Annotated in this window: 23 protein-coding genes, 1 pseudogene and 2 other annotated features; of the genes and pseudogenes, 18 read left to right on the top strand and 6 right to left on the bottom strand. The window is 37.2% G+C overall.

The genetic code is table 11. The features are described from left to right. Nucleotides 1-183 precede the first annotated feature (183 nt). Nucleotides 184-1,464: an L-cysteine desulfidase family protein gene (locus BM350_RS05705; RefSeq protein WP_090916440.1), complete on the top strand. Its 1,281-nt coding sequence runs from the start codon at nucleotides 184-186 to the stop codon at nucleotides 1,462-1,464. A 226-nt stretch (nucleotides 1,465-1,690) separates the two neighbouring features. Here the strand turns inward: BM350_RS05705 and BM350_RS05700 are convergent. The 3 genes and pseudogenes from BM350_RS05700 to sspI all read right to left on the bottom strand — a co-directional run bounded on the left by BM350_RS05700 (nucleotide 1,691) and on the right by sspI (nucleotide 3,683). After that, nucleotides 1,691-2,406: pseudogene (locus BM350_RS05700) on the bottom strand (CPBP family intramembrane glutamic endopeptidase). 302 nt (nucleotides 2,407-2,708) lie between these two features. Next, the gene (locus BM350_RS05695; protein ID WP_090916442.1) at nucleotides 2,709-3,281 is read right to left on the bottom strand and encodes an HD domain-containing protein; all 573 of its coding nucleotides are present in this window, start codon (nucleotides 3,279-3,281) and stop codon (nucleotides 2,709-2,711) included. A 192-nt stretch (nucleotides 3,282-3,473) separates the two neighbouring features. Continuing rightward, the gene (gene sspI / locus BM350_RS05690) at nucleotides 3,474-3,683 is read right to left on the bottom strand and encodes a small acid-soluble spore protein SspI (protein ID WP_090916444.1); all 210 of its coding nucleotides are present in this window, start codon (nucleotides 3,681-3,683) and stop codon (nucleotides 3,474-3,476) included. Nucleotides 3,684-3,797: 114 nt separating this feature from the next. Between sspI and BM350_RS05685 the strand changes: the two genes are divergently transcribed. The 7 genes from BM350_RS05685 to BM350_RS05655 all read left to right on the top strand — a co-directional run bounded on the left by BM350_RS05685 (nucleotide 3,798) and on the right by BM350_RS05655 (nucleotide 12,716). Then, entirely contained in the window at nucleotides 3,798-4,562 is a 765-nt protein-coding gene (locus BM350_RS05685; RefSeq protein WP_090916446.1) for a TrmH family RNA methyltransferase, read from the top strand. Between the two features lie 175 nt (nucleotides 4,563-4,737). Continuing rightward, nucleotides 4,738-4,966, top strand: a binding site (T-box leader). A gap of 44 nt (nucleotides 4,967-5,010) precedes the next feature. Further along, entirely contained in the window at nucleotides 5,011-6,045 is a 1,035-nt protein-coding gene (gene pheS / locus BM350_RS05680; protein ID WP_090916448.1) for a phenylalanine--tRNA ligase subunit alpha, read from the top strand. A gap of 18 nt (nucleotides 6,046-6,063) precedes the next feature. Continuing rightward, nucleotides 6,064-8,484, top strand: coding sequence for a phenylalanine--tRNA ligase subunit beta (gene pheT, locus BM350_RS05675; RefSeq protein WP_090916450.1), 2,421 nt, complete (start codon nucleotides 6,064-6,066; stop codon nucleotides 8,482-8,484). Between the two features lie 168 nt (nucleotides 8,485-8,652). Beyond that, nucleotides 8,653-9,183: a sigma-70 family RNA polymerase sigma factor gene (locus BM350_RS05670; RefSeq protein ID WP_090916452.1), complete on the top strand. Its 531-nt coding sequence runs from the start codon at nucleotides 8,653-8,655 to the stop codon at nucleotides 9,181-9,183. After that, a complete protein-coding gene (locus BM350_RS05665; protein WP_244547937.1) occupies nucleotides 9,173-10,207 on the top strand; it encodes a DUF4179 domain-containing protein in 1,035 nt (344 codons plus the stop codon). Before BM350_RS05670 ends, BM350_RS05665 begins: the two co-directional genes overlap by 11 nt. A gap of 210 nt (nucleotides 10,208-10,417) precedes the next feature. Continuing rightward, nucleotides 10,418-10,671 (top strand) — a binding site (T-box leader). Nucleotides 10,672-10,721: 50 nt separating this feature from the next. After that, nucleotides 10,722-12,113: an asparagine--tRNA ligase gene (gene asnS, locus BM350_RS05660; RefSeq protein WP_090916453.1), complete on the top strand. Its 1,392-nt coding sequence runs from the start codon at nucleotides 10,722-10,724 to the stop codon at nucleotides 12,111-12,113. Nucleotides 12,114-12,212: 99 nt separating this feature from the next. After that, complete coding sequence (locus BM350_RS05655) at nucleotides 12,213-12,716, top strand: hypothetical protein (RefSeq protein ID WP_090916455.1); 504 nt, start codon at nucleotides 12,213-12,215, stop codon at nucleotides 12,714-12,716. A 266-nt stretch (nucleotides 12,717-12,982) separates the two neighbouring features. Here BM350_RS05655 and rnhC read toward each other — a convergent pair whose 3' ends face one another. Next, nucleotides 12,983-13,921, bottom strand: coding sequence for a ribonuclease HIII (rnhC, locus tag BM350_RS05650; protein ID WP_139207682.1), 939 nt, complete (start codon nucleotides 13,919-13,921; stop codon nucleotides 12,983-12,985). A gap of 124 nt (nucleotides 13,922-14,045) precedes the next feature. Between rnhC and zapA the strand changes: the two genes are divergently transcribed. The 6 genes from zapA to BM350_RS05615 all read left to right on the top strand — a co-directional run bounded on the left by zapA (nucleotide 14,046) and on the right by BM350_RS05615 (nucleotide 21,716). Then, nucleotides 14,046-14,315, top strand: a complete 270-nt coding sequence (gene zapA, locus BM350_RS05645; protein ID WP_139207680.1) for a cell division protein ZapA — start codon at nucleotides 14,046-14,048, stop codon at nucleotides 14,313-14,315. A 1-nt stretch (nucleotide 14,316) separates the two neighbouring features. Beyond that, nucleotides 14,317-14,856 (top strand): CvpA family protein, encoded by a 540-nt coding sequence (locus BM350_RS05640; protein WP_090916461.1) that lies wholly within the window; start codon nucleotides 14,317-14,319, stop codon nucleotides 14,854-14,856. Between the two features lie 54 nt (nucleotides 14,857-14,910). After that, the gene (gene polX, locus BM350_RS05635; RefSeq protein WP_090916463.1) at nucleotides 14,911-16,629 is read left to right on the top strand and encodes a DNA polymerase/3'-5' exonuclease PolX; all 1,719 of its coding nucleotides are present in this window, start codon (nucleotides 14,911-14,913) and stop codon (nucleotides 16,627-16,629) included. 20 nt (nucleotides 16,630-16,649) lie between these two features. Further along, nucleotides 16,650-19,010 carry an endonuclease MutS2 gene (locus BM350_RS05630; RefSeq protein ID WP_090916465.1) on the top strand — a complete coding sequence of 787 codons (2,361 nt, stop codon included), beginning with the start codon at nucleotides 16,650-16,652 and terminating at the stop codon, nucleotides 19,008-19,010. A gap of 231 nt (nucleotides 19,011-19,241) precedes the next feature. After that, on the top strand, nucleotides 19,242-20,318 hold the full coding sequence (locus BM350_RS05620) for a nitric oxide synthase oxygenase (RefSeq protein WP_090916469.1): 1,077 nt from the start codon (nucleotides 19,242-19,244) through the stop codon (nucleotides 20,316-20,318). A gap of 201 nt (nucleotides 20,319-20,519) precedes the next feature. After that, nucleotides 20,520-21,716 carry a class I SAM-dependent rRNA methyltransferase gene (locus tag BM350_RS05615; RefSeq protein WP_090916470.1) on the top strand — a complete coding sequence of 399 codons (1,197 nt, stop codon included), beginning with the start codon at nucleotides 20,520-20,522 and terminating at the stop codon, nucleotides 21,714-21,716. Between the two features lie 182 nt (nucleotides 21,717-21,898). On the opposite strand, the gene BM350_RS05610 is transcribed toward BM350_RS05615, so the two are convergent. Then, entirely contained in the window at nucleotides 21,899-22,090 is a 192-nt protein-coding gene (locus BM350_RS05610) for a YwbE family protein (protein ID WP_020060052.1), read from the bottom strand. Then, complete coding sequence (locus tag BM350_RS26800; protein WP_090916472.1) at nucleotides 22,091-22,264, bottom strand: hypothetical protein; 174 nt, start codon at nucleotides 22,262-22,264, stop codon at nucleotides 22,091-22,093. 297 nt (nucleotides 22,265-22,561) lie between these two features. On the opposite strand from BM350_RS26800, the gene BM350_RS05600 reads away from it, so the two are divergent. From BM350_RS05600 to BM350_RS05585, 4 genes are all read left to right on the top strand, one after another. After that, on the top strand, nucleotides 22,562-23,257 hold the full coding sequence (locus BM350_RS05600; RefSeq protein ID WP_090916474.1) for a response regulator transcription factor: 696 nt from the start codon (nucleotides 22,562-22,564) through the stop codon (nucleotides 23,255-23,257). Between the two features lies 1 nt (nucleotide 23,258). Then, complete coding sequence (locus tag BM350_RS05595) at nucleotides 23,259-24,194, top strand: HAMP domain-containing histidine kinase (RefSeq protein WP_090916476.1); 936 nt, start codon at nucleotides 23,259-23,261, stop codon at nucleotides 24,192-24,194. 124 nt (nucleotides 24,195-24,318) lie between these two features. Next, on the top strand, nucleotides 24,319-25,242 hold the full coding sequence (locus BM350_RS05590; RefSeq protein ID WP_090916478.1) for an ABC transporter ATP-binding protein: 924 nt from the start codon (nucleotides 24,319-24,321) through the stop codon (nucleotides 25,240-25,242). Next, nucleotides 25,235-25,915 carry an ABC transporter permease gene (locus BM350_RS05585; protein ID WP_090916480.1) on the top strand — a complete coding sequence of 227 codons (681 nt, stop codon included), beginning with the start codon at nucleotides 25,235-25,237 and terminating at the stop codon, nucleotides 25,913-25,915. Before BM350_RS05590 ends, BM350_RS05585 begins: the two co-directional genes overlap by 8 nt. Nucleotides 25,916-25,931 lie beyond the last annotated feature (16 nt).

Raw genomic sequence — 25,931 nt, 5'->3', positions numbered from 1 at the left:
GATAATAAATTATCATCGCAATGTAATACAGGCGGTATAGGAGTAATGAAGAATGAAACATTATTACAACAATACTATCCGTTCGTCACATTTTTTTCGAAGGTAGATGAAAACAATTAAATTTTTGCGAAAACTTGTTCATCATTTCACATGATGGGTAGTTGAAAGACAGGGGGACAATTTGTGAACAAGAATAGTATGTTACGTGTGTTAGAGAAAGAATTAGTCGTTGCTTTAGGGTGTACAGAACCAGTGTCGATTGCGTTAGCCGCAGCTACTGCAAGAGATTATATGAAGGGCGACATACAGTCAATTGAAGTACTTGCAAGTACAAATGTTATTAAAAATGCAATGGCGGTTGGTATACCAGGAATGAAGGCTACTGGAATTGACTTTGTTGCTGCTTTAGGGGTGTTAGCAGGAGACAGCAAAAAAGATTTAGAAGTGTTAGCCGGAATCTCAGAAGAAGATGAAGAACAAGCAATCTCTTTAGTAGAAGCGGGGAAAGTGTCTGTAGAATTAGCAGATACGTCTAAAAAGCTATACATTGAAGTGAAATTTACGACAGACGAGGGATATGCAAGGGTTATTATTCATGATAATCACACATTTATCGCATTAGTAGAAGTGAATGGGGAGCTTGTTTATAAGAATGGATGTGGAAATACACACTTTGCCACTTCTGAAGAAGAACGTGATGAACTAACGATTCCAGAAATATATGAATTTGTTACGACTGTAGATGTAAAGGAATTGGCACTTGTAAAAAAGAGTATTGAACTGAATCGTAATGTGGCACTAGATGGTTTGTCGAATGAATATGGCTTACAAGTTGGAAAAACATTAAAGGCAAATGTATTGAAAGGAATTCTATCAGATGATTTAACAACTCATGCGATGGCATTAGCAGCTGCTGGTTCAGATGCACGTATGGCCGGTTCGACAATGCCAGTAATGGCTAACTCAGGAAGTGGTAATCAAGGGATTGCCGTAACGATGCCTGTAGTAGCTGCAGGTGAGAAATTAAATGCTTCGGAAGAAGAGCTAATTCGTGCTGTTACATTAAGTCATTTATTAGCGATTTACATTAAAAGTAAGTTTGGACGTTTGTCTGCACTTTGCGGTGTAACAGTTGCTGGTGCAAGTGCATCGGCTGCTATTACGTATTTATTAGGCGGAGATATTGAAAAGATAAAGTATGCAATCCAAAATACACTTGGAAATGTGACAGGGATGATTTGTGACGGAGCAAAGGCAGGATGTGCGATGAAAGTAGCAACTTGTTCAAGCGCAGCTGTACAATCTGCACTGTTAGCCTCACAAGGAATGTGTATCTCTGCTACAGATGGATTTATCGAAGCAGATGTTGATAAAACAATTGAGAATTTTTGCCGATTAGGAAATGAAGGTTCATCGAATATGGATAAGATTATGCTAGAGATGATGATTAATAAAAGAAAATAGTAGTGATGTATCACCGTGAATGCTATTAATAATCAGTAGAGTCCATGTACATCCTACTGAATAATTCAACATATGAAAGTGAAATAGACTGTTCCAAAAGCTCTTTTAGATGAGGAAACGTTTGAGGTAATAATCAGATAAAAATTGACACGCCATTATACGACTATAATGGCGTGTTTGCAAAGTTATGTTCCTTTTTAATAGTAATAACTGGTTTATTCAGTTTTTAAGATAAAAACGCAAGCGTATTATTCATCATATGAAATAACATAGCTGGAATAATAGAATTCGTTTTTTTACATAATACGGCCATAAACATTCCCATCATAAAAGCACCAACCATAACACCTAGAGAGTATATATGGGCGATTCCGAAGATGAAGCTTGAGCCAATTGCTGCTATCCAAAATGGAAAACGTTGCTGGAAAAATTGAAGAATGATTCCGCGGAAAATTAGCTCTTCAAAAATGGGGATGAAAATCGCACTTCCTAAAATTAATAGAATTTTATATTGGTTTAAATTTTCTAAGTTTAAAGCTAAATCTTGTTCTTGCGTTGCATGAGGAAATAGCTTAGAAATTATAAATATATGAATAGCAATACTAAGTCCGAAGAAAAGAAATAAGTATATATATGTACGAACTTTTTGGAGTGCTTGAAAATTTAAAACAGGTAATAATAGTTTCTTTATAGGTTCGTATTTAAAAATAAACAATAATAAAATGAGCAGTTGTAATAAAGTACCTCCAGTATTTCCAAGTGAGCTGTATAGGGCGATTGTTTTTTGTCGGAAAGGCTTGCAGTGTAAATCATAAACGGAAGACCTATAAATAAACCGCTTATGATCTGTGCCCCAAAAAAAGCAAATAAAACAGAACCAACAAATTTTCCCCATGATAAAGAATGATTTTGATCATATGTAAGTTGTACAGAATGTTGCATATATCGAATCCTCTCTATTGTTTATATATAAAATTATACATATTTGGATAAAATGTACCATAACTTTATCCCGCATTAACGGGCAGTAATACTCCCACCTCAAAATTCGGCGAAAGCAAGGAAGTTAGGTGGGAGAAAAACTGCCCGTAAAAGCCCGATTGGTTCAACTAATAATCAGTGGGGGATGAAGAAAACCCCCACTGATTAAAGTTTCACTTTATATTACATAATAGTTAGAAATTTTCTAATCAAAGTAAAAATCACCTTAGCATTTACTAAGGTGATTTTTTTCCTGTTATGGATCAACAAATTTGCTCTGTTCTTTCATTGGGAGAAAGATGAGCACAGGATGTCGATTGTGGGACTTGTAATTCATGATCTACCATCTGATCTAATCGCTTGATTGCTTGTAGTGCTTTTTCATAAGAGATTGTTCGGTAGTGATGTGCCCCGCTCGGTTCTTCATCTGCTTCGTCTGCCCATTTAATAATATTTTGGAGAGGTGTTCTCTCAAGTGTTTGTTCTAGTAGAAAAGAATCAGTGTGTAAGAGAATGGCAACGGAAATTTCCTTTGCTTGTTTTGGGTGTTCTCCTAATCGGATTAATAATTTATGAGCTCTTTCTGCTCCTTTAATAGCGTGTATATCATTCTTTTTATACAATTCATAGTCCCATTCCCCATTACGATACCATGTGTAATGTCCTACATCATGAAGAAAACCAGCTTTTGTTGCTGCATCGACTGAAACGTGATATTTTTTTGCTAAGTGAAACGCATGGTAAGCAACAGCAATTGCGTGAACCATTCCAGAACGGTTTATATATTTTTGTGTAATAGGATGTTTGAAAATTTGTTCAAGTGTGACACGGCGCATAAAACATTCACTCCTTTTATTCATTGATGTGTATGATGGAAACGAATAGATAGACATAAGTATATTTTGAACATTTTACTTCATCATCTTGTGTTAGTAAAGTAGAAATATTTAAGAGAAGAGAAGTTTGATATCTTTTTTATAACAGAAAAGTCACCCTAGCTTTCTCATGCTAAGGTGACTTTCTGTTGCTTATTTCTTTAATCCTTGCTCCAATGTAGCTAACATCTCATGTTTTTCATTTTCATCAGCATTTTTCCAAATGACTTCAAATAAAACGCCAAGGCCTGGAAGCATTTTTTCTTCTCCGCTTTGAATTGCATCGACAATTGTTTCTTGTAATTGGTCTTGCGTGTTTCCTGATACGTTTGCCAATACAGCACCGCGTAAATTAAAGTTCATCATGTTCACCTCTTTTTAGGAATGGAAACTGAGGTTAGTTTTTGTTCTTTTTTATGTAAATATGTATGAAAAATAGGCTATAATGAGAAGACAAGAAGAGAGGGAATGCATAGAATGAAAAACATTGATTCAGTACAAAATCCGCGTGTGAAGCAGTGGAAGAAGCTGCAAACGAAAAAAGAGCGCGATAAAAAAGGGTTATTTTTTGTAGAAGGATTCCATTTAGTAGAGGAAGCTTTAAAAGCAGGAGTTGCAACAGAACTGATCGTCTCAGAGCAGACAGACCTTCCGAAAGATTGGGTGGTTGCTGATGTGGAAATGTATATTGTGTCTGAAGCGGTTGTAAAATTGTTACGTGAAACAGAAACGACGCAAGGTGTATTTGCGGTTTGTGAGAAACATGAGAAAGAAATCGCTCTTACAGATGGAAAGTTTCTACTATTAGACGGCCTGCAGGACCCAGGTAACTTAGGAACAATCATTCGTACAGCAGATGCAGCTGGACTTGATGCGATTGTTCTTGGAGAAGGATGCGTCGATGTATATAACAGTAAAGTATTACGTTCTACACAAGGGTCTGTATTCCATTTACCGATTGTAAAAGGAAACTTAGAAGAATGGGTAGACGAGTTAACAGAAAAGAACGTTCCTGTATACGGAACAGCTCTTGAAAACGGGGTTCCATACGGTGAAGTAGCACCGACGGGAAGTTTTGCATTAATTGTAGGTAACGAAGGAAATGGCGTTCGCCAAGAGCTTCTTGCGAAATGTAATCAAAACTTATACATTCCGATTTACGGAGGAGCAGAATCATTAAATGTTGCGGTTGCAGCAGGCATTTTAACGTATTATTTACAAACTCCGGTTGCGAATCGCTAAAAAACTTCTTATAATAGGTGGAAGTACGTGTTCAAAAAAGAGGATAAAGAGAGCCGAATAGTTCGAGGCACGGAGTGTAGCGGGGCTACATGAGTACAAGAGTGGCGACGTAACGAAGAAATACGAGAGCTATCTTTACCGGACGTTTTGAACATCCAATAAAAGTGAAATAGTTTAAAAAACGATGATAGAGAAGAGTAGCTTGCAAAATCGCCATTTAGGGAGAGAATGTCATGGACTGAAAGCATTCTTATGGTAGACGGAAGTGAATTCACCTCTGGAGTTGACGCCAGGACCATGTAAATGTAAAGGCGTTCCGGTCTAACAAGCCGTTATAACGAATTAAGTGGGCAGACTCGTTCTGTCAATTTAGGGTGGTACCGCGAATTTACCTCGTCCCTTTTTAGGGAGCGAGGTTTTTTTATTTTTAACATTAGGAGGGTTCCAAATGGAAGCACGTTTAAAAGAGCTAAAGCAAGAAGCTTTAGAGCTGATTGAAGAAGCGAAAGAGCTAAAAGGCTTAAACGATGTACGCGTTGCGTATTTAGGAAAAAAAGGCCCAATTACAGAAGTATTACGCGGCATGGGGAAATTATCTCCAGAAGAGCGTCCACGTATGGGAGCGTTAGTAAATGAAGTACGCGCGGCAATTCAAACGCGCCTAGAAGACAAAATTAACCACTTAGAAAAAGCAGTAATTGAAGCGAAGTTAGCATCTGAAACTATTGATGTTACATTACCAGGTCGCCCTGTAGAAACAGGTTGTCACCATCCGTTAACAGCGGTTGTTGAACAGATTGAAGATGTGTTTATCGGTATGGGATATGAAGTTGCAGAAGGAACAGAAGTAGAGAAAGACTACTATAACTTCGAAGCATTAAACTTACCGAAAGATCACCCAGCGCGTGATATGCAAGACACTTTCTACATTACAGAAGAAACATTACTACGTACACATACATCTTCTGTGCAAGCAAGAACAATGGAAAATAATAAAGAAAAAGGCCCGATTAAAATTATTTGCCCTGGTAAAGTGTATCGCCGTGATGATGACGATGCAACGCATTCGCATCAGTTCATGCAAATTGAAGGTCTTGTAATTGATAAAAACATTCGTATGAGTGACTTAAAAGGTACACTGCAAGTATTTGTGAAAAAGATGTTTGGTGAAGATCGTGAAATCCGTCTTCGTCCAAGTTTCTTCCCATTCACAGAACCATCTGTTGAGATGGATATTTCTTGTATGATGTGTCACGGAAATGGTTGCGGCACATGTAAAGGAACTGGCTGGATTGAAATTTTAGGTGCTGGTATGGTTCATCCGAACGTACTTGAAATGGCAGGCTATGATTCAAAAGAATATCAAGGTTTCGCATTCGGTATGGGTGCAGAGCGTATCGCAATGTTAAAATACGGCGTTGATGACATTCGTCATTTCTATACAAATGATGTACGTTTCTTACAACAATTCAAACGAGCGTAAGGGAAGGAGAGGATAAATATGTTCGTATCATATCGTTGGTTACAAGAGTATGTAGATATTCAAGATGTAACGGCACAAGAATTAGCAGATAAAATCACGAAAAGTGGTATTGAAGTAGAAGGCGTTGAAGTATTAAATAAAGGTGTAAAAGGTGTTGTAGTTGGTCACGTATTAGAATGTGAAAAACATCCAGAAGCTGATAAATTAAGCAAATGCCTAATCGACATCGGCGAAGAAGAGCCAGTTCAAATCATTTGCGGTGCTCCTAACATTGCGAAAGGTTTAAAAGTACCAGTTGCAAAAGTTGGTGCTGTTCTTCCTGGCAACTTCAAAATTAAAAAAGCAAAGCTACGCGGTGAGGCTTCTCACGGTATGGTTTGTTCTTTACAGGAGCTTGGCGTTGACGGCAAATTAGTTGCGAAAGACTATGCAGAAGGTATTTTTATTTTCCCAAGTGACGTGGAAGTTGGTGCAGATGCACTTGAAATCTTAAATTTACATGATGAAGTACTTGAATTAGGTTTAACACCGAATCGTGCTGACTGCTTAAACATGTTAGGTGTTGCGTATGAAGTAGCAGCAATTTACGGCCGTGAAGTGAAACTTCCAGCAGCAGACTTACAAGAAGTGGCAGAAAAAACATCTGATTATATTTCTGTAAGTGTAGAAGCAACAGAACAAAACCCATTATATATTGCAAAAATGGTGAAAAACGTAAAGGTTGGTCCATCACCAATCTGGATGCAAACACGCCTAATGGCAGCTGGCATTCGCCCGATTAGCAACGTAGTTGATATTACAAACTACATTTTAATTGAATACGGTCAACCATTACATGCGTTTGACTACGATAAATTAGGTTCAAAAGAAATCGTTGTTCGTCTTGCAAAAGAAGGCGAAAAGATTCAAACATTAGATGATCAAGAACGTACATTACAAGCGCATCACCTTGCGATTACAAACGGCACAAAAGCATTAGCTGTTGCTGGTGTAATGGGCGGAGCTGAATCTGAAGTTGATAACGATACAGTAAACGTTCTAATCGAGTCTGCATACTTCGAAGGTCAAACGGTGCGCCGCGCATCAAAAGACTTAGGTCTTCGCAGTGAATCAAGTGCACGTTTCGAAAAAGGAATCGATCCAACACGTACATTCGAAGCAATTCAACATGCAGCTGCATTAATGGCAAAATATGCTGGTGGCGAAGCGCTTGAAGGTGTAGTAGAAGTTGATAACTTACAAGTACAAGAACGTACAGTATCAGTTACAACTGAAAAAGTAAATCGTGTATTAGGTACAGAAATCTCTGCAAGTGAAATGGGTACAATTTTTACAAACTTGAAGTTCCCATTCACAGAAGTAGAAGGAACATTCCATGTAAACGTACCAGCACGTCGACCTGACATTACAATTGCAGAAGACTTAGTTGAAGAGGTAGGTCGTCTATACGGATACGATCATATCCCAGTTACATTACCAACTGGAACAATGACGCGTGGTAAATTAACAGTAGCGCAAGCAAAACGTCGTAAAGTACGTCGCTACCTAGAAGGTGCTGGTTTATATGAAGCAATTACGTATTCATTAACAAGCGCTGATAAAGCGAAACAATATATGGTTGAGCCAAACGAAAAGGCTCCTGTAAATCTTGCACTTCCAATGAGTGAGGAACGCAGCCAGCTTCGTTTAAGCTTAATACCACAATTGCTAGAAGCAGTTTCATATAACAACGCTCGTAAAAACGACAGTGTTGCATTATATGAAGTAGGTTCTATCTTTTTACCAACAGCAAAAGGTGAGCTTCCAAAAGAAGAACAACATCTTGCTGGCGTTATGACAGGTCTTGCTCTTCACCATGCATGGCAAGGTGAGAAGAAAGTTGTAGACTTCTTCGTTGTAAAAGGTATATTAGAAGGATTATTCGATGTACTTGGCGTTGCAAGCAGCATCACATATGCTCCTGCAAAACGTGAAGGCATGCACCCAGGACGTACAGCTGATATCTTACTAGACGGAGAAGTAATTGGCTTCATCGGTCAATTACACCCAGAAGCGCAAAAACAATTAGATGTAAAAGATACATTCGTATTCGAATTATCTCTAGTAAAAGTATTTGCTGCTGATACAGAAGATACTTACTACTCAGCAATTCCGCGTTTCCCATCTATGACACGTGATATGGCAGTTGTAGTAGCCAAGGAAGTAAAAGCTGGTGAAATGAAGCAAGCGATTAGCGAAGCAGGCGGAGAACTTCTAAAAGAAGTAACACTATTCGACTTATACGAAGGCGAAAAAATGGAAGAAGGCAAGAAATCACTTGCATTCTCTATGAACTACTTCGATCCAGAACGTACATTAACAGATGAAGAAGTAACAGAAGCACATAGCCGTGTATTAGCAGCGGTAGAAGAGAAATTTGGTGCGGAGTTGCGTAAATAATTTTTATATGTAAAAGAGAGGATTGTCACTCATCGAAAGAGTGATGATCCTCTTTTTTTATGAAAAGAAAAAATGAATGCAACCAAATACTGGATTTTTGTATCTAATAGAATGTAAAGAACATGAAAACAGGCGTATATTGAAATTAGTTAGCAAGGGGGTTCTGAAATGGGGAAGTTAGAAGCCTTAGTGAAAAAGGCAAAAAAGGGAGATGGAGAAGCATTTGTTTCTCTTGTGCAGCGCTATGAAGATGTGCTGTACAAAGTCGCAAGTAAACTGTTGCAGAAAGATGAGGATGTGGCCGATGCGATGCAAGAAGCAATCACAGTGGCGTACGAGAAAATACATACACTTAAAAACGAAGAGTACTTTAATACATGGATTTGTAAAATATTAATCAATACATGTAACGGTATATTAAACAAAAAGCAAAAAATTACGTTAGTAGATGGGCACATTGAACAAAAACAAAACAAAAATGAATTTTTGAAGATAGAACTAGAGGATGCGTTAAATAGTTTAAATAAGGATTATAAAATCGCGATCGTTTTATACTACATTGTTGGGCTTAGTATAAAAGAAATGAGTGTGTTTTTAAAAGAACCGGAAGGAACAATTAAATCGAGACTTTCCAGAGCCAAGTCAATATTACGTAATCATTATTACAGTGGTGAAGGAGTGAGTGTAAATGAAAAGTAACTTCGAAAAAGAATTTCAGCATGTGTTACATGAGGAAAAAGAAATACCTAGTATTGTTAGAAAGTCTGTAGATCATTCCTATGATGTAATACGTATGAAAGCAAAGAAAAAGAAAAGAAATGTGATGTGGCGAAAATTAGCAGTAGCGGCTTGTTGTTTTGTGATAGCTGGTGGTGTTTTTACAAATGAGCATGTGCGGGCTAACATAAATAAATTATTTCATTTTAATGATAAAGGGATTGAGCGAGCGGTTGATGAAGGATTTACACAAAAAAGCAATAGTACGGCTACTGATAAAGGAATCACAGTGATACTTGACCGTTATTTTGCTGACGCGAATAAACTAGGGTTTAGCTTTCAATTAGTATTTGGGGATACAAGCATATTCAAGAAACAGGTAAAAGAAGTGTCTTTTGACTATCGATTAAAAAATGGTGATGGCGAATATATTATGGAGTCTATTCCAGATACAAAGCCTTTGAAAGGTAACAAATTATATGTATCTGGAGGAGAAGATAATAATCCATATATAGATACGAAAACTGGAAAAGTTTTATACGAAGCGATATGGGAGTCAAATCAGGGCTTGATTCCGAAATTAAAAGATGCTGTGTTAGAAATAGAGAGCGTTAAGGTTTTTTATGAGAATGATGAACGGAAAGAAATTGATGGTATATGGAATTTACCGATTAGCGACAAAACGAAAGAAGAAGCAACTTCAACGGTTGAGTATAGATCAGCAGAAACAACATCTAACATCCATATTGTATCCGCAAAGGCAAATCCAACATCTCTCAACCTAACATTTTCAGTTAATGAAGTAGTAGAAGATGAAAATACTTTTATGGATATGAAGATTATAGATGAAACAGGAAAAGAATATAAATCAAAAGGGTATAGTATGAATGCTGGGAATGCTAAAACGAATGTCCAGGTTAATTTTCCGATTACTTCTTATGACAAAGCGAATACATTGAAGCTCCAAATAAAGAAGTTTGGAGAAATAGAGTTAGTTAGAAAATAAAGTGCAATCAAAATTATCTGCACTTAATTTTTTCTTTGTTTTAACCCTTGCATGTGGCAGGAAAAAGCCCTGACCGCTTCTATGCATGGCCAGATGCTCTCGCTTATCAAAAAAAGAGTGGTTTTATGAAGGGTTTTCAATTTGTATTTATATAGAACGACAACTTGCATCTTTCAAAGGAATGTAGTACATTAATTTTAGTTTAACAAAAGAAAGACGATGATAAGGAAAAGTAGTATATACTATAATCCAAAGCGAGTCAGGGACGGTGCGAGCCTGATGAGGCGGTATATGTGAAGAACACCTTGGAGTTGCTAACCGAAATTGAATTGTGTATTCAAGAGTAGACTTAGACGGGTATCCGGCCTGTTACAAACCGGAAAGTATGTATCATACATACGAGTTAGAGCTGGTCTTTATGACAAATTGGGTGGTACCGCGAAGTTTAACCTTTCGTCCCTTTATGGATGGAAGGTTTTTTTGTATTTAAATATATGTAAAGGAGAATTTCAATATGGAAAACACATTAGTAAAAAGTCTGTATAGAGAAACTGATAAGTATGTAGACCAAAAAGTACAAGTATCAGGTTGGATCCGTAACTTACGTGATTCAAAAGTATTTGGTTTTATCGAATTAAACGATGGTAGTTTCTTTAAAAGCGTTCAAATCGTTTTCGATACAGAATTAGATAACTTTACTGAAATTACGAAGCTGCCATTAAGCTCATCTATTAAAGTAGAGGGAACACTAATTGCAACGCCAACTGCAAAGCAGCCGTTTGAAATTAAAGCGGACAAAATCGAAATTGAGGGATTATCAGATTCTGATTACCCATTACAAAAGAAACGTCACACGTTTGAGTACTTACGTACAATCGCTCATTTACGTCCAAGAACGAATGCATTCTCGGCAACGTTCCGTGTGCGTTCAATTGCAGCTTATGCGCTTCATAAATTCTTCCAAGAGCGCGGCTTTGTACATGTTCATACACCGATTATTACAGGTAGTGATACTGAAGGTGCAGGTGAAATGTTCCGCGTAACAACGCATGATATGAACAACGTGCCAAAAGGTGAAGATGGAAATGTAGACGATTCAAAAGACTTCTTCGGCAAAGAAACAAACTTAACAGTAAGTGGGCAATTGAATGCTGAAGCATATGCATTAGCGTTCCGCGATGTATACACATTTGGTCCAACGTTCCGCGCTGAAAACTCAAACACAACTCGCCACGCTGCTGAGTTTTGGATGGTTGAACCTGAGATTGCATTCGCTGAATTAGAAGATGTAATGGATCTTACAGAAGATATGCTGAAGTATGCAATGAAATACGTATTAGAGCATGCACCAGAAGAAATGGAATTCTTCAACAGCTTTGTTGATAAAACAGTTCTAGAGCGCATGAATAACGTAATTAACTCTGATTTTGGACGCATCACATACACAGAAGCAATTGAAGTGCTTCAAAAATCAGGTGCAGAATTCAAATACCCAGTAGAATGGGGAATTGATTTACAAACAGAGCACGAAAGATACTTATCAGAAGAAGTATTCAAACGTCCTGTATTCGTAACAGACTATCCAAAAGATATTAAAGCATTCTATATGCGCTTAAATGATGATGGCAAAACAGTAGCCGCAACAGACTTACTTGTTCCTGGCATCGGCGAATTAATCGGCGGAAGTCAACGTGAAGAAAGAATGGATGTTTTAGTAGATAGAATTAAAGAACTAGGCATGAACGAAGAAGACTACTGGTGGTACTTAGAACTTAGAAAATACGGCGGTACAAAACATGCTGGATTTGGTCTAGGTTTCGAACGCTTCTTAATGTACATTACTGGTATGGGGAATATTCGTGACGTAATTCCATTCCCAAGAACACCAGGCTCTGCGGAGTTTTAAGATTGGAAAAAAGGTATATCAACAGCAATTAAGCTGTTTGATATACCTTTTTATTTTTCTTTTGAGCAGGGAGAGATGCGGGATAAGGAGAAACATTATGTGGAAGAGAAAGGAGCTGAATTTGTGAAAAAAAGAATGGTATGTTTCTTAGCGATCATGCTAATCAGTTTAAGTGCATGTGGAAAGGAAAAAGAGAAACAAGAAAAAGTAGTTCCAACAACATCACAAGAGGCAGCGGTTGTTACGTTTCAAGGAAAAGAGATAAAAGAAATTCAGCTAACATCTACAAAAACAAAAGGTACGAAAGTATTGAAAAAAGCAAAAGATATGAAACAGCTTGTATCTGCGCTGGAGCAGGTTGGGTTGGCGGGAAATGGCGATGAGCCTAAAACATTATCACTAGATGAAGCAGCTAAATCCGCTATTCATTACAATATGTCTATTGATTATGGTGATGGATCAATTGGGAAATACTTTGTTTGGGTAGAAGATGACGGAGAAATTGTAATTGGGCATAAGGATACTCCAGAGAAAGAACGTGTTGAGTTTTATGATTTAAAAGAAGCCTCAAAAAAAGTTGCAGAGACGTTTAAAATAGAGTAGTAAAAACAAAGGAGCTGACACTAAAAAGTCCACTTTTTAGTCAGCTCCTTTCACTTTTTGGTATGCTCCAGTTCAGTGGCCCGAATACTCGTATGTTGAATATTGTCGGAATGTCTTTATATTCTGTCGAAGCGCCAATATATTGCAAATAACGGTTGATATATCGGTGGACACGGAAAAAAGGATTGACTTCAAAAGGCACATAGGTGCCTTTTGGGTCAGCTCCTTGTTTAGTCTATACGTATCCTGTCCATACTGAAAAATAACTATTTCTTCAACAATCGAAACGCTTTTTCCGTGTTTGCAAAATGTAATTTCACAAACTCAGGTAATCTTTCTTTCCCAAGCCTTTGAATCAATTTTGCCGCCGCAATATCGACTTGTTTCCCGGCACCTTTCGGAAGTGACATGCCCGCTTTTTTGCTTAGTTCATCAAATTGTTTTACGAATGAATAACGGGCTAGAATGGAAGCTGCTGCAACGGCGATATGTACGCTTTCGCCTTTTGTAGCGAAATAGACATTTTCACGCTCTACGTTTTTTTGTTTGGCTAAATATTTATAATATGTAGCCGGCTGTGTGAACTGATCAATTAAGATGCCTTCTGGTTTCGTTGGTGCTATCTTAGCCAATAAGTTTGTAATGGCTTTATTATGAAGCATTGCTTTTAGTTGTCCTTGATTGTAGCCTTTGTCAAACATTTCGTTATATTTTTCGTTATGCAGAACAAGAGAGCTGTAAGGGACAACCGCCAGTAGTTGTTTTGCAATTTCGCAAATTTGTGTATCGTTTAAGTTTTTTGAGTCCTTGACGCCTAGTTCTTTTAATAATGGAATTTGCGTCGCATCGACGTATACGGCAACAACTGTCATCGGTCCAAAATAGTCTCCTGTTCCAACTTCATCTGAACCGAGAATAGACATTGTACTGATGGAAGCTGGCGGTGCATAAGAATGGTCATTTACATTTTTCTTTTCAGAAGTTTTCGGGGGTGTGGCATTTGCTTGCCACTGACTCGCTTCTTCTGTCGCACGTCCACCTTGAAACATAACTTTTCCTGATTTATAGGCTGTAATTGTGCAAGATGGAACCTTTGCCATGAAGACACCGCCTTGAGGAACTTTTGGCTGCACTACTTGTGCGTAATGTGTTTTCATGTCCACTATAACTGCAGAACTTACTTGAATGACAATAGAATTTGACAAAATGGTTACTCCTTTTTCATTATTTATATTTTTATCATATCGAATAGTTGTTTCTGTTTCCATATGATGTTTTTTCATGGTATGATAATCTTTAGGATTCTGTACGGGATTGGAGGACAGTAAGTTGTCACAACAAAATGGAAATCGAAGTCGAATTAATGTAGAAATTTACGGTCAACAATATTCAGTTGTTGGCGATGAAAGTACAAGTCATATACGCATTGTCGCAGCGATTGTGGATGATAAAATGCGCGAACTGAATGCTAAGAATCCTTCGCTTGACACAAACCGATTGGCGGTGTTGACAGCAGTCAATGTCGTACATGATTATATAAAATTAAAAGAAGAAAATGAAAAATTGAAAGAAAGAATGAGACAAAAAGGACTGGAATAACATGGTTGATATTATAATTATTTTATTGCTTGTTATGGGGTGTCTTCTTGGTTTAAGAAGAGGACTGGTATTGCAGATTGTAAAGTTAGTAAGCTTTATTATTGCCTATCTTGTAGCATATTGGTATTGCAAAGATTTAGCACCTGCATTGCAAAAAATTATTCCATACCCATTTAAGCAAGAAGTAAATGTGCCGAATTGGCTCAATGCAAATAGTATGGAAACAGTTTTCTACCAAGCCATTGCGTTTATCGCATTATTTATTATTACAAAAATCGCACTAACATTACTTGGACATCTTTTAAACATGTTTACAGAAATCCCTGTTGTAAGACAGGTTAACGCATTAGGTGGAGCGATTTTAGGGTTTTTAGAAGTGTATATTATATTGTTTGTATTAATTGTGATCGGTACGGTACTTCCAGTTGAGCAAGTACAAACGTCGCTTAATACATCAACAATAAGCAAAGTAATTGTAAATGATACACCGATTCTTTCTGAAAAAGTTAAGGAATTATGGCAAACAGGCAGCAAGGTATAACTTCTCTTCTTTAGAAAGAGAAGTTTTTTTCTATGATGGGAAGGCGGGAGAAGAATGAAAGTAAATAAAAAACAAGTGATTAAGCTACTTGAGACGATTGCACTTTTCATGGAACTAAAAGGTGAAAATCCTTTTAAAATATCAGCATTTCGTAAAGCGGCAGCAGCGTTAGAAAATGATGATCGCAGCCTTTCAGAAATTGAAGATTTTATGAAAATACAAGGAATCGGAAAAGGAACTGCAGCCGTTATTGCAGAATATATTGAAGTTGGAACATCAGAAGTGCTTACAGAGCTTGAAAAAGAAGTACCGAGCAGCTTATTGCCGCTTTTAAAATTACCAGGTCTGGGTGGTAAAAAAGTCGCAAAGTTATATAAAGAACTTGGCGTTGTAGATATAGAAACATTAAAGAAGGCTTGCGAGGAAAATCAAGTTCAAGCACTTGCTGGATTCGGTAAGAAAACGGAAGAGAAAATATTAGAAGCAATCGCTCAAGTTGGTTCTCGTCCAGAACGACTTCCGGTAGCAATGGTGATTCCTATTGCCGGGGAAATAGAGCGGAAATTGTCGAATGTACCAGAAATTATTCGTTATTCTCGTGCGGGCAGTTTGCGCCGCGTTCGTGAAACAGTGAAAGATTTGGATTTTATTATTGCAACAACAGAACCAGAAAAGGTGCGTGAGCATTTACTACAGTTTGATAATATGATTGAAGTTATCGCAAGCGGAGATACAAAGGTTTCCGTGCGCCTTCAGTATGAGTATGATATTTCTATTGATTTCCGTCTTGTGAAGCCGGAAGAATTTATTACTACTTTGCATCACTTCACCGGCTCAAAAGATCATAATGTAAGAATGCGCCAAATTGCAAAAGATAAGGGCGAGAAAATTAGTGAATACGGCGTTGAAAACTTAGAAACGGGAGAAGTGCAGACTTTCGAAACAGAAGAAGCGTTTTTTGCACACTTTGGACTGCCATTCATCCCGCCAGAGGTGCGTGAAGATGGAAAAGAGATTGATCTAATTGAGCAGTATCCGAATTTAATTCAGTTCTCTCATATTCAAGGTGATTTACATATGCATACAACGTGGAGTGATGGTGCTTTTTCTATTGAAGAAATGGTACAAGCGTGTCGTGCTCGCGGTTATAAATATATGGCGATTACTGATCATTCTCAGTACTTAAAAGTAGCGAATGGGTTAACGAAAGAGCGCCTTCGTGAACAAGGAAAAGAAATTGAACGTATGAATGACAAGTATCCAGATATCACCATTTTACGTGGTATTGAAATGGACATTTTACCAGATGCGACGCTTGATTTTGATGATGACGTATTAGCAGAGCTTGATTATGTCATCGGTGCCATTCATTCTAGTTTCTCACAAGATCGCGAAACGATTATGAAACGTCTTCGCACCGCAATTGAGAATCATCATGTGACAATGATTGCGCATCCAACAGGCCGCTTAATTGGTCGCCGCGAAGGCTATGATGTCGATACAGATTTATTAATCGAGCTTGCGAAAGAAACAAATACTGTACTTGAGTTAAATGCAAATCCAAATCGTTTAGACTTAAGTGCGAAGCTGTTAAAGCAAGCGCAAGATGCGGGTGTGAAAATCGCCATTAATACAGATGCTCATACGCTTGAAATGTTAGAGGATATGGAAATTGGCACTGCAGCTGCGCGCAAAGGTTGGATTCAAAAAGATACAGTTATTAACACGTGGGATATTGAACGTTTATTAAATTATATTAAGCGTAATAAGTAACACAAGGGGGACGTGCAACTATGTTAGAACGAACGTTGCGTGTATTAGAATATGAAAAAGTAAAAGAACAATTACTTGAACACGTTGCTTCTTCACTTGGACGAGATAAAGTAAAAGGGCTTGTGCCAAGCACAGATTACGAAGAAGTGGTAGAAATGCAGGAAACAACAGATGAGGCTGCGAAAGTCATCCGTTTAAAAGGACATGTGCCGCTCGGTGGGATTTTTGATGTTCGTCCTAATGTAAAGCGTGCGAAAATTGGTAGCATGCTAAGCCCGCATGAACTTTTAGATATTGCAAGTACGATGTATGGCAGCCGCCAGATGAAACGATTTATTGAAGATATGATTGAAAATGGTGTGGAACTACTAATTCTAGATACGTATGTAGCTCGCATTGTATCTTTATATGATTTAGAAAAGAAAATTACAAATTGTATTAGCGACGGCGGAGAAGTAGTTGATAGCGCGAGTGAAAAACTACGTGGCATTCGCCAGCAAATTCGCACAGCGGAAAGTCGCATTCGTGAAAAGCTGGAAAATATGACGCGTTCTTCTAATGCACAGAAGATGTTGTCAGATGCAATTGTAACGATTCGTAACGACCGCTATGTAATTCCAGTTAAACAAGAATACCGCGGTGTATATGGTGGTATCGTTCATGATCAGTCTGCCTCTGGTCAAACGTTATTTATCGAGCCGCAAGTTATTGTAGAACTGAATAACGCACTTCAAGAAGCGCGCGTGAAAGAAAAACAAGAAGTAGAACGTATTTTAATGATGTTGACAGAAGAAGTAGCAGCTGAGGCTGATATCATTTTAGAGAACGTTGATGTTGTGGCAGAGCTTGATTTCATTTTCGCAAAAGCTTTCTATGCAAAACGATTAAAAGCAACAAAACCAATTTTGAATAATGAGCGTTATATGAACTTACGCTTGGCACGTCATCCGCTTATTGATCCGAAAGTTGTTGTGCCAAACGATATTGTGCTTGGAAAAGACTTTACAACAATCGTTATTACTGGGCCGAATACAGGCGGTAAAACCGTTACATTAAAAACGGTAGGGATTTGTATTTTAATGGCGCAATCTGGTCTGCACATTCCTGTTTTAGATGAGTCCGAAATTTGTGTGTTTAAAAATGTGTTTGCCGATATCGGTGATGAACAGTCCATTGAGCAAAGTTTAAGTACATTCTCATCTCACATGGTAAACATTGTTGATATTTTAGAACAAGCTGATTTTGAAAGCTTAGTATTGTTTGATGAATTAGGAGCAGGGACAGATCCGCAAGAAGGGGCTGCACTTGCCATTTCAATTTTAGATGAAGTGTATAATCGCGGCGCACGCGTTGTTGCAACGACGCATTATCCTGAGCTAAAAGCATACGGCTATAATCGTGACCAAGTCATTAATGCAAGTGTTGAGTTTGATGTAAACACATTAAGCCCAACGTATAAATTGTTAATCGGTGTACCAGGGCGAAGCAACGCTTTTGAAATTTCAAAACGTCTTGGGTTATCTGACCGTGTAATTGATCGTGCTCGTGGTCATATTAGTACGGAATCAAATAAAGTAGAAAATATGATAGCTAAGCTTGAAGAAAGCCGAAAGAACGCTGAGCGTGAATGGAATGAAGCAGAAGAGCTTCGTAAGCAATCTGAAAAACTTCATAAAGAACTGCAGCGTCAAATTATTGAATTTAACGAAGAGCGCGATGAAAGATTACTAAAAGCACAAAAAGAAGGCGAAGAAAAAGTCGAATCTGCGAAGAAAGAAGCGGAAGAAATTATTCGTGAACTTCGTCAATTGCGAAAAGCAAAGCTTGCTGATATTAAAGATCATGAGCTAATTGAAGCGAAAAGCCGTTTAGCAGGAGCAGCGCCGGAGCTTGTGAAAAAACAACAAACAAAAGTGAAAAACACAGCACCAAAACAAGTGTTAAGACCAGGCGATGAAGTAAAAGTATTAACGTTCGGTCAAAAAGGTCAGCTTCTGAAAAAAGTAAGTGACAACGAATGGAACGTTCAAATCGGAATTTTGAAGATGAAAGTGAAAGAGTCCGATATGGAATATATTAATACACCAAATCCTGTTGAGAAAAAAGCAGTGACAGCAGTAAAAGGAAGAGACTATCATGTTTCGTTAGAACTGGATCTTCGTGGCGAGCGTTTTGAAGATGCGCTAGCACGTGTGGAAAAATATTTAGATGATGCACAGCTTGCGAGCTATCCACGCGTTTCCATTATTCACGGAAAAGGAACTGGAGCATTGCGTCAAGGTGTACAAGACTACTTGAAAAAACACCGCGGTGTGAAAAGCTTCCGTTATGGTGATATGGGTGAAGGCGGCCTTGGTGTTACAGTTGTAGAACTGAAGTAGGAAACCAAGCAAAGGGGAAACGGCTATGTTTATGGACAAACTTGCAAAAGTATTGTTAGCTTGTTGTGGAACGTTCTTTATTATTGGGGTTATATATTTGATGTTTTTTGCGAAATAAGGGAAAGGACACCGTTTTTGGTGTTCTTTTTCATTGTTTGTTTTCTAGCCATGAGTAGAAGATGTTATGTATAATAGAGAGTGGAATGTTATACAGGAATAGAAGGGGACCGTATGATTACAACGAAAAAGCTGTTAGAGGAAGCAACTAATTTTATTACAGATTGCTACAACGAGCTAGAAAAATCTCATGAAATACAAGATAGATTATCACAAATTGAATCTGAAATACAAATGACAGGAACGTATGAACATACTTTTGAGGAGCTTGTTCACGGGGCGCGAATGGCGTGGAGAAATAGTAATCGCTGCATCGGTCGTCTTTTTTGGAATAAGCTTCATGTATTAGATGCGCGCGATGTAAATGATGCAGAGGGTATATATGAGGCATTGCTTCATCATATTCAATATGCTACAAACGACGGGAAAATCCTACCTACGATTACTATTTTTAAACAATACCGAAATGAGCAAAATCATATTCAAATTTATAATCACCAATTGATTCGTTACGCTGGATATGAAACCGAGAAAGGCATTATCGGGGATTCTCATTCCCTATCATTTTCATCATTTTGTGAAGAACTTGGCTGGAGTGGGAAAGGAACACATTTTGATGTGCTGCCGCTCGTATTTTCAATTGATGGAAATGAACCGGTTTACATGCCAATCCCAGAAGAATATGTAAAAGAAGTGCCTTTAGAACACCCAGAGTATTCATTCTCCTCTTTGGAAGTAAAATGGTATGGTGTTCCAATGATCTCTGATATGCGTTTAGAAATTGGCGGTATCTCCTATACAGCTGCTCCTTTTAACGGCTGGTATATGGGAACAGAGATTGGTGCACGCAATTTAGCTGATCATGATCGTTATAATCTTCTTCCAGCTGTTGCGGGGATGATGGGTTTAGATACATCAAGAAACAGTACACTTTGGAAAGACAAAGCATTAATAGAATTAAATGTAGCAGTTTTACACTCTTTCAAAAAACAAGGAGTAACAATTGTAGATCACCATACAGCAGCGCAGCAGTTTAGTCAATTTGAGAAACAAGAAGCAGCATGCGGCCGTCTCGTAACAGGGAACTGGGTATGGTTAATTCCACCTGTATCCCCTGCAGCAACGCATATTTATCATAAGCCTTATCCAAATCAAATTCATAAACCTAATTTTTTTCATAAAAAAGGGTAAGAGCTTGTTATGTGGATAAAAGAATAACGTGGTATAGTTAGAAGGGACCGTTTATAGGTGATACTAAATAAACGGCCCTATTTTTGTGCTTCTAACATAGAGTGGTTTCATACATAAAAAAAGTTGGGACAAAACTTCTGACTTCGTATAGGGCCTTTCTTAACAGCTAGAAAGCATTGGAATGGAAAGGTAGGATAGGTAATGAAAACAGAAGTTATTTTAAAGGTTAAGACGAAATACGTAAACGAATTAAAAAGTGGCTATCCACTTATTTCAAAAGAAGCAATTATAAATTTACATGATGTGAATGTAGAAGGTACAATCGTAAAACTTGTAGATGACAAAAATAAGTTTATTGGTACAGGATATTATGGAAAGCAAAATAAAGGATATGGCTGGATCCTGACAAGAAAAGAACAAGAACAAATCGACCAAGCTTTCTTTGAAAAGAAGATTAAATCCGCTTTAAGTAAACGTCAAAACTTTTATGAGGATTCAGATACAACAGCATTTCGCTTGTTCAACGGTGAAGGTGATGGAATCGGCGGCTTAATCATTGATTATTATGATGGGTATTACGTGATTAGTTGGTACAGCGAGGGGATTTATCGATTTAGTAAAGAGATTATCCAGTCCTTACAGAATGTGACTACATTTAAAGCAATTTATCAGAAAAAGCGCTTTGATACGAAAGGTCAATATATTGAAGAAGACGATTTCGTAACAGGGGAACGCGGAGAGTTTCCAATTATCGTTAAAGAGAATGGTGTCAACTTTGCGGTATATTTAAACGACGGAGCCATGGTCGGTGTATTTTTAGATCAACGTAATGTTAGAAAGCAAATTCGCGATAAATATGCAAATGGCAAGACAGTCCTGAATATGTTCTCTTACACAGGGGCGTTTTCTGTCTTTGCAGCACTTGGCGGGGCGGCAAAGACGACAAGTGTAGACCTTGCGAACCGCAGCTTAAGTAAAACAATTGAGCAATTTAGTGTAAACAGCGTTGATTACGAAGCGCAAGATATTATCGTAGAAGACGTATTTCACTATTTCAAATATGCAGTAAAAAAAGCGCTGAAGTTTGATATGGTCATTTTAGATCCACCAAGCTTTGCACGTTCAAAAAAATATACATTTAGCGCTGCGAAAGATTATAAAAACTTATTAAAAGAAGCAATTGCCATTACAGAAAATAACGGTATTATTGTAGCTTCAACAAATTGCAGTGCTTTCGGTATGAAAAAGTTTAAAGGCTTCATTGATACAGCGTTTAAAGAAATGAATGGTAAGTATAAAGTATTAGAAGAACATTCACTGCCAGAGGACTTCCGGACGATTTCGCAGTTTCCTGAAGGTGATTATTTAAAGGTAGTGTTCATTAAAAAAATAAAATAAGAAGTCCACGGATATATCGACTGCTACTTTCGATATATCGGCGCTTTTTGCAATATATCGACCGTTTTTCAGAATATATCGGCGATTCGACACAAGATAAAGACCCTTCGACAATATTCGATGCGAAGGGTACTCTAGAGGGAGCTGACAAAAGCCCATTTTCCTATCAGCTCCTTTTCTTATTACACAATGTGCTGTACTCTACCAACTTGTCCGTCTTGTAGACGTACTTTAATGCCATGTGGATGAGAAGGTGAGTTTGTCAAAATGTCTTTCACAATCCCTCTCGTTAATTTCCCCGTACGCTGATCTTGCTTTAGTACAATATCAACTTCGAGACCAGGTGATATATTTGCGCGCTTTTGTCCGTTCATTTATACACCTGTGCGTCTGCGTTGATTGTTCGGTTTCTTCGTTTGCTGATTTTGTAGCTTCTTCGTTGCTTGACTTTGATTTTTCGCATTGGCTCCATTTTCATTTCCTTGCTTTTTCTTCGCAAGTTGCTCACGCATTAAATCAGCTAGGCTTACTTTTTTATTTTCTGACATATGAAATCTCCTTTTATATACAGTGAATTGTAAACATTTATAGTGAACTCCATCATATCATTGTTGAGGGAAGAAATGAAGCTGCACTATAACAATATAAGAAGTTTTAAGAGGATTTTTATATACATCAATTTTAAAAAACGACGTCCCTCTTTTTTTAGATGCTCTCGTCCATCTAAAAAAGAATGATAGGAACATGGTTATATTTATATGTGATTCACTCCGTATATTTTATTTACCAAATTCAACCACCATATTACAATATAATTATAAATTTTCAAGAAAACGGGTGATGGTGTGCAACATAAAATTTTATTAGTAGAAGATGATTTATCTATTCAAGAAATGGTGAATGGGTATTTAACGAAAGAGGGGTTTGTTGTAGCAGTAGCTTCGGATGGAGAGGAAGGGCTTGCTAAATTTTCACAAGATCAGTTTGATTTAGTTATTCTTGATATTATGATGCCTAAAATGGATGGCTTAGAAGTGATGAATATGATTCGGAAAAAGAGTTCTGTTCCGATTTTAATTATGTCCGCAAAAGATACGGATTTGGATAAAGCATTAGGGCTTGGGCTTGGCGCAGATGATTATATTTGTAAGCCGTTTTCTATGATTGAGTTATCTGCACGGGTGAAGGCTGGAATTCGCCGGTCGACTACGTATTCCGCTCCGCAGCAAAAACAAGATGACATGATTGTAGTTGGGAATTTGAAGGTTGATACGGCTAATTTTACTGTCCAGAAAAACAACGAAGCTATTAAACTTACATCGAAAGAGTTTGAGCTTTTAAAGTTATTTGCGACCAATCAAAATCGTGTGTTTACGAAAGCGCAAATTTATAGCTTAATTTGGAATGAAGAATATTACGGTGATGAGAATGTCATTAATGTCCATATGAGAAGATTGCGAGAAAAAATTGAGGACGATCCATCTCAGCCACAGTACATTAAGACATTATGGGGCATCGGTTATAAGCTGGAAGTGCTATAGAATGGTTATATTTTTAACGGCAATTATTTTTCTATTACTTGGTGTGATTTATTTTCAATATCGCACAAGAAAAAATCGAAGTGCGAATTTACGTTATATATATGAAAAACTGCAGATGATTCTAGAAAAGCAAACGAGTGAAAATTTATTAGTTGTTACAGATGATAAAGAATTGAAGTCATTATTAGTGACGATTAATTATTTGTTAGATGAAAAGAAAACAACAATTGCTAAGCATTCAAAACTAGAAATCTCCATGAGAAAGATGCTTTCTAACATTTCACATGATTTAAAGACGCCGCTGACTGTTATTCTTGGCTATGTGGAAATTTTAAATGTAGATGAAACGATAAGTGAAGAAGAGCGGAAGGTATTACTAGAAAAAGTTCATACGAAAACGTTAGAAGTGCTAGATCTTATACATAAATTTTTCGATCTTGCCAAACTAGAATCCGGTGATAAAGATATTGCAATGACGCGGATTTATATGAATGAAATTTGTCAGGAACATATGCTGTCATTTTATGATTTGTTAACAACGCAAGGATTTGACGTTCATATCGATATACCGGAAACACCGATCTATGCGCACGGGAATACAGAAATTATCGGAAGAATTATGAATAACTTAATTTCAAACGCGATTGCCTACGGGGGAGACGGAAAAACATTAGGGATTACACTGCGAAGTGATGATCAATTTGTATACGTGGACATATGGGATAAAGGAAAAGGAATCTCTGAATCTCATATCGATAAAGTATTTGAACGTATGTACACATTAGAAGATTCACGAAATCGGTTGTATCAAGGTAGTGGACTTGGACTTACGATTACGAAGCGGCTTGTAGAAGCATTAGGGGGAGAAATTCATCTGTCTAGTACACCCTATGAGAAAACTGTGTTTACGGTTATGTTAAGAAGAATCAATTTTTAGCTTGTAGAAAGAAAAATTCTACAAGCTTTTTTAACTTAAGAAATTTGTAAGGAATAGGTAAGAAAAAAGAGAACTTCATTTCTTATTATATAAATATAGAGCGGGAGCGAAAGGGGAATGAAAAATGACGTACGTATTGAAAACGAATCAATTAACAAAAGTGTTTCACGGTAAAGAAGTTATTTCTAACGTAAATATGCATGTGAAACAAGGTGAAATATATGGATTTTTAGGACCAAATGGTGCTGGTAAAACAACGATTATGAAAATGATCACAAATTTAATCAAACCGACGAGCGGTGAGATTGAGATTTTCGGTGAGAAATTAACAGATACATCATATGAAGTGTTAAAGCGAATGGGGACAATTATTGAATATCCAATCTTTTATGAAAAACTAACAGCTAGAGAGAATTTGTATTTACACTGCGAATATATGGGGTTCTATGACAAGAAAGCAATTGACCGAGCGTTAGACCTTGTAAATTTACACAATGTTGATGATAAGCAAGTAAAAGATTTTTCACTTGGGATGAAACAGCGACTAGGGATTGCTAGAGCGATTACAACAAAACCAGAGTTGTTAATTTTAGATGAACCAATCAACGGTTTAGATCCAATCGGCATTAAAGAATTACGAGAATTATTTAAAATGCTTTGTAAAGAATATGGAATTACGCTGTTAGTGTCCAGCCACATTTTAGCTGAAATGGAACAAATGGCAGATACAATCGGTGTCATTCAAAATGGAAAGCTAATAAAAGAAGTTTCGATGAAAAGCATTAATGGACAACAAACGGAGTATATTGAAATCACTGTTCAAGATACGAAACGAGCAGCTTATCTGTTAGAAAATAAACTACGTCTGACAAATTATAAAATTATGGGTGAAAATATAATTCGCATTTATGACATGTCAGCAACGCAACAAACTATTTCGAAAACATTGATTATGAATGATATAGCAATTGAGAGTATCAATAAAAAGAATAGTTCATTGGAAGAGTACTTCTTAAATCTTATGAATGGAGAAGGGATCCATGCTTAATTTAATGAGACTCGAACTTATGAAATTTAAACTATGGCCAGTCATGAAAGGATCCTTCATTGCAATTCTTGTCATTTCAGGGGTTATTGCATTAGCCATGCTTGATGGAGAATTTAAAAGTTATGATGAGGTTTTTCGATATATTGATGTTTTTGTAAAAGCAACTTTTATGATATTTGGGGCAAGTTTAATTGCTAAATTTATTATTCAAGAATTTACAGAAAAGACAATGACAGTCATGTTTATGTATCCGATCAATCGGAAAAAAATGATGATTGCAAAATTGTTCATTATTATGATCTTTACATTTCTTTCGATTGTCATTTCTGACATTGTAATCTTTAGTCTCCTTTATGTAGTAAATGTATATTATTCAGTCATAACAGAGCCGTTAACGATGACAATTCTTTTACAAAATGCATCCAAATTATTGATGAACGCGATCGCAGCAACTGGAATTAGCTTAATTCCTTTATATTTTGGCATGAAAAAGTATTCAGTGCGGACAACGATTGTATCTGCGGTTATTATTATGTCCCTACTAACATCGAGCTTAGGGGGCCATTATTCCTTATACGATATTATTTTGATTCCAATTATATTAGCTTGTGTTGGACTAGTGGTTGCATATATGACGGTCAGAAAAATAGAGCAAGTGGATTTGTTTAAGTAAAATAGGTGAACTAGGG

Origin of the sequence: Bacillus sp. 103mf (genome assembly GCF_900116295.1) — a bacterium.
GTDB classification, from domain to species: Bacteria; Bacillota; Bacilli; order Bacillales; family Bacillaceae_G; genus Bacillus_A; species Bacillus_A bruguierae.
The sequence above is the reverse complement of the archived record's forward strand: the minus strand, read 5'-3'. Positions and strand labels throughout refer to the sequence as shown.

Coding starts and splice junctions, on each gene's coding strand:
- BM350_RS05695 (WP_090916442.1), bottom strand. CDS start 3,281: ATGCGCCGTGTCACACTTGAACAAATTTTCAAACATCCTATTACACAA.
- pheS (WP_090916448.1), top strand. CDS start 5,011: ATGGAAGCACGTTTAAAAGAGCTAAAGCAAGAAGCTTTAGAGCTGATT.
- pheT (WP_090916450.1), top strand. CDS start 6,064: ATGTTCGTATCATATCGTTGGTTACAAGAGTATGTAGATATTCAAGAT.
- BM350_RS05595 (WP_090916476.1), top strand. CDS start 23,259: ATGGTTATATTTTTAACGGCAATTATTTTTCTATTACTTGGTGTGATT.
- BM350_RS05590 (WP_090916478.1), top strand. CDS start 24,319: ATGACGTACGTATTGAAAACGAATCAATTAACAAAAGTGTTTCACGGT.
- BM350_RS05585 (WP_090916480.1), top strand. CDS start 25,235: ATGCTTAATTTAATGAGACTCGAACTTATGAAATTTAAACTATGGCCA.
- BM350_RS05670 (WP_090916452.1), top strand. CDS start 8,653: ATGGGGAAGTTAGAAGCCTTAGTGAAAAAGGCAAAAAAGGGAGATGGA.
- asnS (WP_090916453.1), top strand. CDS start 10,722: ATGGAAAACACATTAGTAAAAAGTCTGTATAGAGAAACTGATAAGTAT.
- BM350_RS05610 (WP_020060052.1), bottom strand. CDS start 22,090: ATGAACGGACAAAAGCGCGCAAATATATCACCTGGTCTCGAAGTTGAT.
- BM350_RS05685 (WP_090916446.1), top strand. CDS start 3,798: ATGAAAAACATTGATTCAGTACAAAATCCGCGTGTGAAGCAGTGGAAG.
- BM350_RS05665 (WP_244547937.1), top strand. CDS start 9,173: ATGAAAAGTAACTTCGAAAAAGAATTTCAGCATGTGTTACATGAGGAA.
- polX (WP_090916463.1), top strand. CDS start 14,911: ATGAAAGTAAATAAAAAACAAGTGATTAAGCTACTTGAGACGATTGCA.
- BM350_RS05630 (WP_090916465.1), top strand. CDS start 16,650: ATGTTAGAACGAACGTTGCGTGTATTAGAATATGAAAAAGTAAAAGAA.
- BM350_RS26800 (WP_090916472.1), bottom strand. CDS start 22,264: ATGTCAGAAAATAAAAAAGTAAGCCTAGCTGATTTAATGCGTGAGCAA.
- BM350_RS05640 (WP_090916461.1), top strand. CDS start 14,317: ATGGTTGATATTATAATTATTTTATTGCTTGTTATGGGGTGTCTTCTT.
- BM350_RS05620 (WP_090916469.1), top strand. CDS start 19,242: ATGATTACAACGAAAAAGCTGTTAGAGGAAGCAACTAATTTTATTACA.
- sspI (WP_090916444.1), bottom strand. CDS start 3,683: ATGAACTTTAATTTACGCGGTGCTGTATTGGCAAACGTATCAGGAAAC.
- BM350_RS05615 (WP_090916470.1), top strand. CDS start 20,520: ATGAAAACAGAAGTTATTTTAAAGGTTAAGACGAAATACGTAAACGAA.